The sequence below is a fragment of the Microcoleus sp. A6-C6 genome (assembly GCF_036705955.1).
Taxonomy (GTDB): Bacteria; Cyanobacteriota; Cyanobacteriia; order Cyanobacteriales; family Microcoleaceae; genus Microcoleus.
Window position 1 is genome coordinate 1 of sequence record NZ_JAUBVR010000147.1, and the last position, 5,721, is coordinate 5,721.

The 5,721-nt window shown below is 45.0% G+C and carries 6 protein-coding genes and 1 pseudogene; 2 read left to right on the top strand and 5 right to left on the bottom strand.

The window, feature by feature from the left end; all coding sequences use genetic code 11:
- Nucleotides 1-76 precede the first annotated feature (76 nt).
- Nucleotides 77-475: pseudogene (locus QUB52_RS28460) on the bottom strand (Uma2 family endonuclease); the annotation flags it as partial.
- 32 nt (nucleotides 476-507) lie between these two features.
- Nucleotides 508-1,017 (bottom strand): hypothetical protein, encoded by a 510-nt coding sequence (locus QUB52_RS28465; RefSeq protein WP_332975602.1) that lies wholly within the window; start codon nucleotides 1,015-1,017, stop codon nucleotides 508-510.
- Between the two features lie 343 nt (nucleotides 1,018-1,360).
- Between QUB52_RS28465 and QUB52_RS28470 the strand changes: the two genes are divergently transcribed.
- Both QUB52_RS28470 and QUB52_RS28475 read left to right on the top strand, forming a co-directional pair.
- Entirely contained in the window at nucleotides 1,361-1,819 is a 459-nt protein-coding gene (locus QUB52_RS28470; RefSeq protein WP_332975601.1) for a hypothetical protein, read from the top strand.
- Nucleotides 1,820-1,832: 13 nt separating this feature from the next.
- Nucleotides 1,833-2,027, top strand: a complete 195-nt coding sequence (locus QUB52_RS28475) for a hypothetical protein (protein ID WP_332975599.1) — start codon at nucleotides 1,833-1,835, stop codon at nucleotides 2,025-2,027.
- 58 nt (nucleotides 2,028-2,085) lie between these two features.
- On the opposite strand, the gene QUB52_RS28480 is transcribed toward QUB52_RS28475, so the two are convergent.
- The 3 genes from QUB52_RS28480 to QUB52_RS28490 all read right to left on the bottom strand — a co-directional run bounded on the left by QUB52_RS28480 (nucleotide 2,086) and on the right by QUB52_RS28490 (nucleotide 5,519).
- Entirely contained in the window at nucleotides 2,086-3,021 is a 936-nt protein-coding gene (locus tag QUB52_RS28480; protein WP_332975598.1) for a branched-chain amino acid ABC transporter permease, read from the bottom strand.
- Nucleotides 3,022-3,209: 188 nt separating this feature from the next.
- A complete protein-coding gene (locus tag QUB52_RS28485) occupies nucleotides 3,210-4,160 on the bottom strand; it encodes a branched-chain amino acid ABC transporter permease (protein WP_332975597.1) in 951 nt (316 codons plus the stop codon).
- A 102-nt stretch (nucleotides 4,161-4,262) separates the two neighbouring features.
- Nucleotides 4,263-5,519, bottom strand: coding sequence for an ABC transporter substrate-binding protein (locus QUB52_RS28490; protein WP_332975596.1), 1,257 nt, complete (start codon nucleotides 5,517-5,519; stop codon nucleotides 4,263-4,265).
- Nucleotides 5,520-5,721 lie beyond the last annotated feature (202 nt).

A 5,721-nucleotide genomic window follows, 5' to 3' on the forward strand; every position in this document is an offset into this window, starting at 1 on the left:
TATCCTTTCTCTTCGCTGTGCTTATCTCAACGGTCAACTTTCAATTTGATGTATTTGCCAAAGTGAGATGCACCCTAGTGACATCCACTTCGATCGCCAAATCCGGCGGTGGTTCGACACCCCAAGCAATCCGATCCTTACCTGCGATCGCCGCCCAATTATCGATATAAAAACAATAATCAGGTTCAATGCCCCTTACCTCCGGCAAATCCATCGTAATCGGTGTAAACGCTTCATAATCTCGCCCTAGGTAATCCAGCAGAACCTTGACGACATCAGCAATAATATTCGCTTGTCTTCCGTGTACGGGTAAAGGCGACATTAACAAAATCTCTCCTGGTCGATACTTGATGCGCGGAATCTGACGGTCTCCTAATTGTTGCACAAGAGCTTGATAGTCCTGCCAAGTACCAGGCAATTTAATCACTGTTCCTGGCGGCAAATGAATTTTTTCTGGGGTGACAACTGCAAACATAAAATTTATACCTCTAAAAAGTTCTTTATTTATCAATCTATCTGCTTCACTACCTCCAAGGCTAAGCCTAGCACCTCTGCAATTTGCTCATCGCTTAAGCCAAGCTGCCGTAACTTACCCACCGCTTCTATCTTAACTTGATTCTTCTTGCCCTGAGATTCAGGAGTCGCAGGCTGACTTTTATCGGGGGTGGTAGTGGGTACTTCCGAGCAAGCATTGATATAGTTAATTGTGTTGCTATGACCAAAATGAGTATTATTGCGATCGACCAAATTAATATTCAGATTTAATTGCCGTTCGAGAACAGATTCAAGATTACCTTTATCCACTGGTTCGCCAAAAACATCAGATAACATTTGCAAAAGCTTGTAACCTACATCCTTAGCATGACCAGGCGTACAGCCATAAGTATCTGCAATATCGGAATACTTTTGTCGGTTCAGTATTCCCTCGATAATTTTACGCTGCAAGTCATTGAGATGTTTGCCTGTCTTCGCGCAGATCGCTTCATCTACAAATTCCAAGATATCGGCGGTGTTCATCAGTAGGGGTGTCAGAGAACTAGAGTTAGTATAGCCGACTTTATCCGTCTTTATCCGTCTTTATCCGCCTTGCACCCCAATTTTAGAAAGACCCGTCTTTTTCCGTCTTTTTTTTTCCTGGATTTTGAGTGTTTGCCTGTATTATTGATGAACAGAATTGCAATAGATCGGTCAGATAGGCAGGTTTTTCCGATATTATCCGATCTTTCCGACATTTGAGCAAATTTTTCTGGAAAAGTTCAGACTCAATCCGACTGACAGGGCGATCGGGTTTGGGTTTTGATTGGGAAGGTATTGTTTGACACTTAGATTGTTAAATATGAATCCGTAAAAGGAGATAAGTATGAAAAACATGATTGTCGGCATGATTTCTGGAGTTGGAATTTTTGCTTCTACAATACCAGGGGTAGCTCAGAATCCACCACCTCCAAACATCCCATCTGGTATCTATGGGAGTCAAGGTCACAACTATTACTGGAATAACACCGAGAAAACTTCGTGTCACATTGTCGGTCCCGCCCAGTTGAGGCTATTCGTTAATAGAGGTATGCCGAGTAGAGGAAATGCACCTTTTACCCCCTCTAATTTTCAAGGTGGTTGTCTATGGCCTCAAGGGCTTTATGTACCACCAAACAACCAAGGCAGAGTGATGTACATCAACTCCCGTAAAGAGATTTGCCACGTAGGACCGTCATTGTTCGGATTGTTACGCCAGCAATTTGGAGCGCCGCACCCAGGTTCTTCTCTAGAAGATATCTCTCGAGGTTTGACAAATATTGGTACTTGCCCTAATCCTGGATAAAATCTTGGGTATTATGGCCTCTATCGCCTTACAAATAGGGCAGGTAATTCCCACCTTATTTGTAAGGCGATTGCCCTTTACTTTTTTGAGCGCTCGCCCTGTAGATGAAAAGTGTAGAAGTGTAGATGCGATCGCACCTTGTCTTTTTTTACCCACAGGGCGATCGATGAGGGGTTGGGATGCGATCGCCCTTTACTTTTTGTATTGATAGACGAGCGATGAAAAGTGTGGATGCGATCGCACCTTTCTTTACCAAAAATCTAATTTTAAACAGAAGTACGATCGCCCTTTCTCAACCTCTTCAACAACTCCGGCGTCACCAACCCTTGCGGAAAAAATATCGTTCCCACCACTATCAGCAACCCAAAAATAATTAAGCGTCCATCCCGCAAAAATTGCGCCAACCAAATCGGCAATCCCTGAATAGTCGCCATCCCCCTCAAAACCTCCGGTAAAGCAGTAAAAACCATCCCGCCCAAAACCGACCCGACAAACGTTCTGCTACCACCAATCAACACAGAAGTCAAGTAAATAATACTAGCATCAAAAGTACCTTGACGGGCGTTCCAAGTATTGAGAAAATGCGCGCTAACCGCCCCAACAACCCCTGCTAAAATAGCACCCAACGTAAAAGCCAGAACCTTGTAAAAAGTCGGGTTAATGCCGATCGCATCAGCCGCCAACTCATCAGCCCGAATCGCCGCAAAAGCCCGCCCCACCCGAATCCGTTCCAGCCGGTAGAGAATCGCCATACTTACCAGCAGCAAAGGCAGTACAATCCACAAATACTTGATCGGCGTTGCAAACGGCTGCGGAATCCCAAAAATGCCCACAGCCCCGCCAGTGATATCCAGATTCAGCGATAATACCCGCAGAATTTCCACAAAAGCAATAGTTGTGATCGCCAAATAAATCCCCCTCAACCGTAGCGCCGGAATACCCACCAAAATACCCAGCAACCCCGAAACAGCCCCTGCAATTATCATCTCCAACAACAGCAGCGGCAGCGGAAACAAACCCCCCGTCGTTTGAAACACCGTCGTAGACAAAATCGCCGCAATATAGCCACCCAAAGCATAAAAACCGGGGCTAGCGAGAGACAATTGTCCAGTCATCAAAGGCAAATATAGCGACAACCCCAACATTGCACCCAGCAACATCGAGACAATCAGAAACCCGTAAGTAGTAAAAAATGTAGCCATGATTTTAGTTTAAATAATAAACATACTTAAACACCAACTTTATCTCAAATTCAGTCCCATCATAATCATTCATTTCTCTCTTCTCTTTCTCTGCGTACTCTGCGTACTCTGCGGTTAAATCATTCCGATCTAATTAGTTTCCGTAGGGGCAATCCCCCCGTTGTTGCCCCAATTTCAATCGAATCATCTTACACCTTTTCAATCAAACGCCGCCCAAACAAACCCTGCGGCCTAACCAACAGCATAATAAACAATATCGCAAAAGCCACAGCATCCTTATAAGCCGAAAAATCTCCCGGCACAAAAGCCTCCACCAAACCAATCATAAACCCACCCAAAACAGCCCCAGGAATACTACCCAAGCCACCAAGCACAATCACAGCCAAACCCTTCAAACCAAAAGCAATCCCAAAATACGGCCCAGCAATACTCACACTAGAACCCACCAAACCCCCCGCCAAACCAGCCAAAAAACTGCTCACAAAAAACGTCAAAACAATATACCTGTCAGTATTAATCCCCAACAAACTAGAAGTAGTAGCATCTTCAGCAACCGCCTGCATTGCTTTACCAAATTTCGTGAAATTTATCAAGTAAGTTAGCAGGCTAACAATCGCCACAGCCACCCCAAAAATCACTATTTGCACAGTGCGAATCGGAATCTGTCGCTCCGCCGTACCAAAGTTAATAGCTGCTGGTAAATTACCGTAAGTATTAGCTGGAAAAGTGTAGATTTCCGCCCCTACAAGATATTGAATGATATTGGCGATCGCCACCGCCGCCCCCAAACTAGAAACCACCGTCAGCAGAGGATCTGAGTTTCGGCGGCGCAAAGGCAAAAAAGCAACTCTTTCCACAATTACTCCCACCAAACCAGCCAGCGTACTACCCAAAATTAGCGCTACAGCAAAAGGCAATTGCACGGGAATTCTCGCATTAGCCAACAATCCGTTAAAACCGAAAGCGCCCCCCATCAGCGTATAGGTGAAATAAGCACCCAAAGTAAACACTGCACCGTGAGCAAAATTAATAATTCCTAGAATAGAAAAAACCAGCGTGTATCCCAGTGCGAAAATAGCATACACGCTGCCGATCGACAAACCATTCAAAAATTGTTGCAAAAACAGAGTTAAATCCATCGCCAGTCACGAATTACGCATCAATATTAAATCATTCATCTATCGACAAACTAAAAATCTTCCTTCTATCCGTTACATCCGTTGCCGAACTTCCTTCTTGATTCATTTCAAAAACTCAAACCTACCGTTATTTCCATCCGCATCCATTTTAATCCGTGCCACATAAAACTCTTTCTGATTTATTTCACCTTCCGGCGTAAAAGAAATTTCCCCTAAAGGTGTATCGTACTTGCCTATCAACAACTGCTGATTCAGCTTTGTCCGCAATTCTGCCAAAGGCTTGTCATTCACCTTAGACTGAGCATTAATTACCTTTAATGACTCAACAAAAACTTGTACCCCAGTAAAAGCTTGAGCGCTAAACTGAGGCGGTTCTTTCTTAAATTGGGCACGATAAGCGTCGCGGAAAGCCTTATTAACTTCATTCGGATATTCCGGGCTGTATGCTTGGGCAATCAAAACCCCATCGCAAAGAGCCTTGCAAACAGTAAATACATTGGAAGTATTCAGACCGTTGCCCCCAATAATAACGCCTTTGTAGCCCAACTCTCGCAACTGCTTAATTAAATTTCCTCCATCTGCCGCCAACCCGGAAATAATTATCAAATCGGGCTTGACATTGATCGCATTAGTGGCTTGAGATTGGAAATCTGTATCAGTAGTCAAGAATTTTTGGACTGTGGCCAATTCCAGTCCCATCTCTTTAACCGTTTTCTGGAAAGTTTCAGTCTCAGATTTGCTAAAAGCATCATTCTGAGCAAAAAACACGGCTACTTTTTTGATATTGGGATTTTGCTTGAGGGCCGCTTTAACTGCGTTAGGTGCTACCACGGCGACAGGCGCGGAGACTCTGGCGACATAATCGCCAATCTGGGGAATGCCTTTAGCTGTGTTGGAGGGTGCGAGCACGGGAACTTTGGCGCGATCGGCGATCGGATCTGCACCAAAAGCCTGTTGCGATAGAGTAGGCCCCACAATACCAACCACCTTATCCTGATTGATCAAAGTATTAAAAGCATTGATCGCTCCCTGTTCATCTCCACCCGTATCTTGTAACACCACTCTGATCGGTGTCCCATCTACACCGCCGCGATCGTTGAAATACTTCTCAGCAATTTTCACCCCAGCCACCTGTTCCTGGCCCAGTAAAGCGACATTGCTAGTTTGCGCCACCCCAACTCCAACGGGAATAGCGGCTGAGTTCGCCGCACCCGCACTCTGTGGCGAGGCTGCCGGAGATGGCGAAGTAGCTGTAGATACTGTTGTAGAGGTCTGGGGAGTGTTGGTCTGACTGCAACCAATCAGGAGTGAAGCGCAGGTAACGAACAAGGCACTAGGACGAGTAGTAAGGTTTTTCATGGGCGATCGAACACATATATATATAGAACATCTGTCTGTACAGATATTCTACCCATTGGCGGAAGAGTCCCCTGAAAAAACCTTACTAATACCGATCGAAACAGGTGATATCCGGAAAAGCAGATTGGGCGAGCGGAGTTTTGAACCAGCCTGAGCAGGTAAAACCCTGACACTGCAAGCTTCAAAAAAAAACTCAAAAATA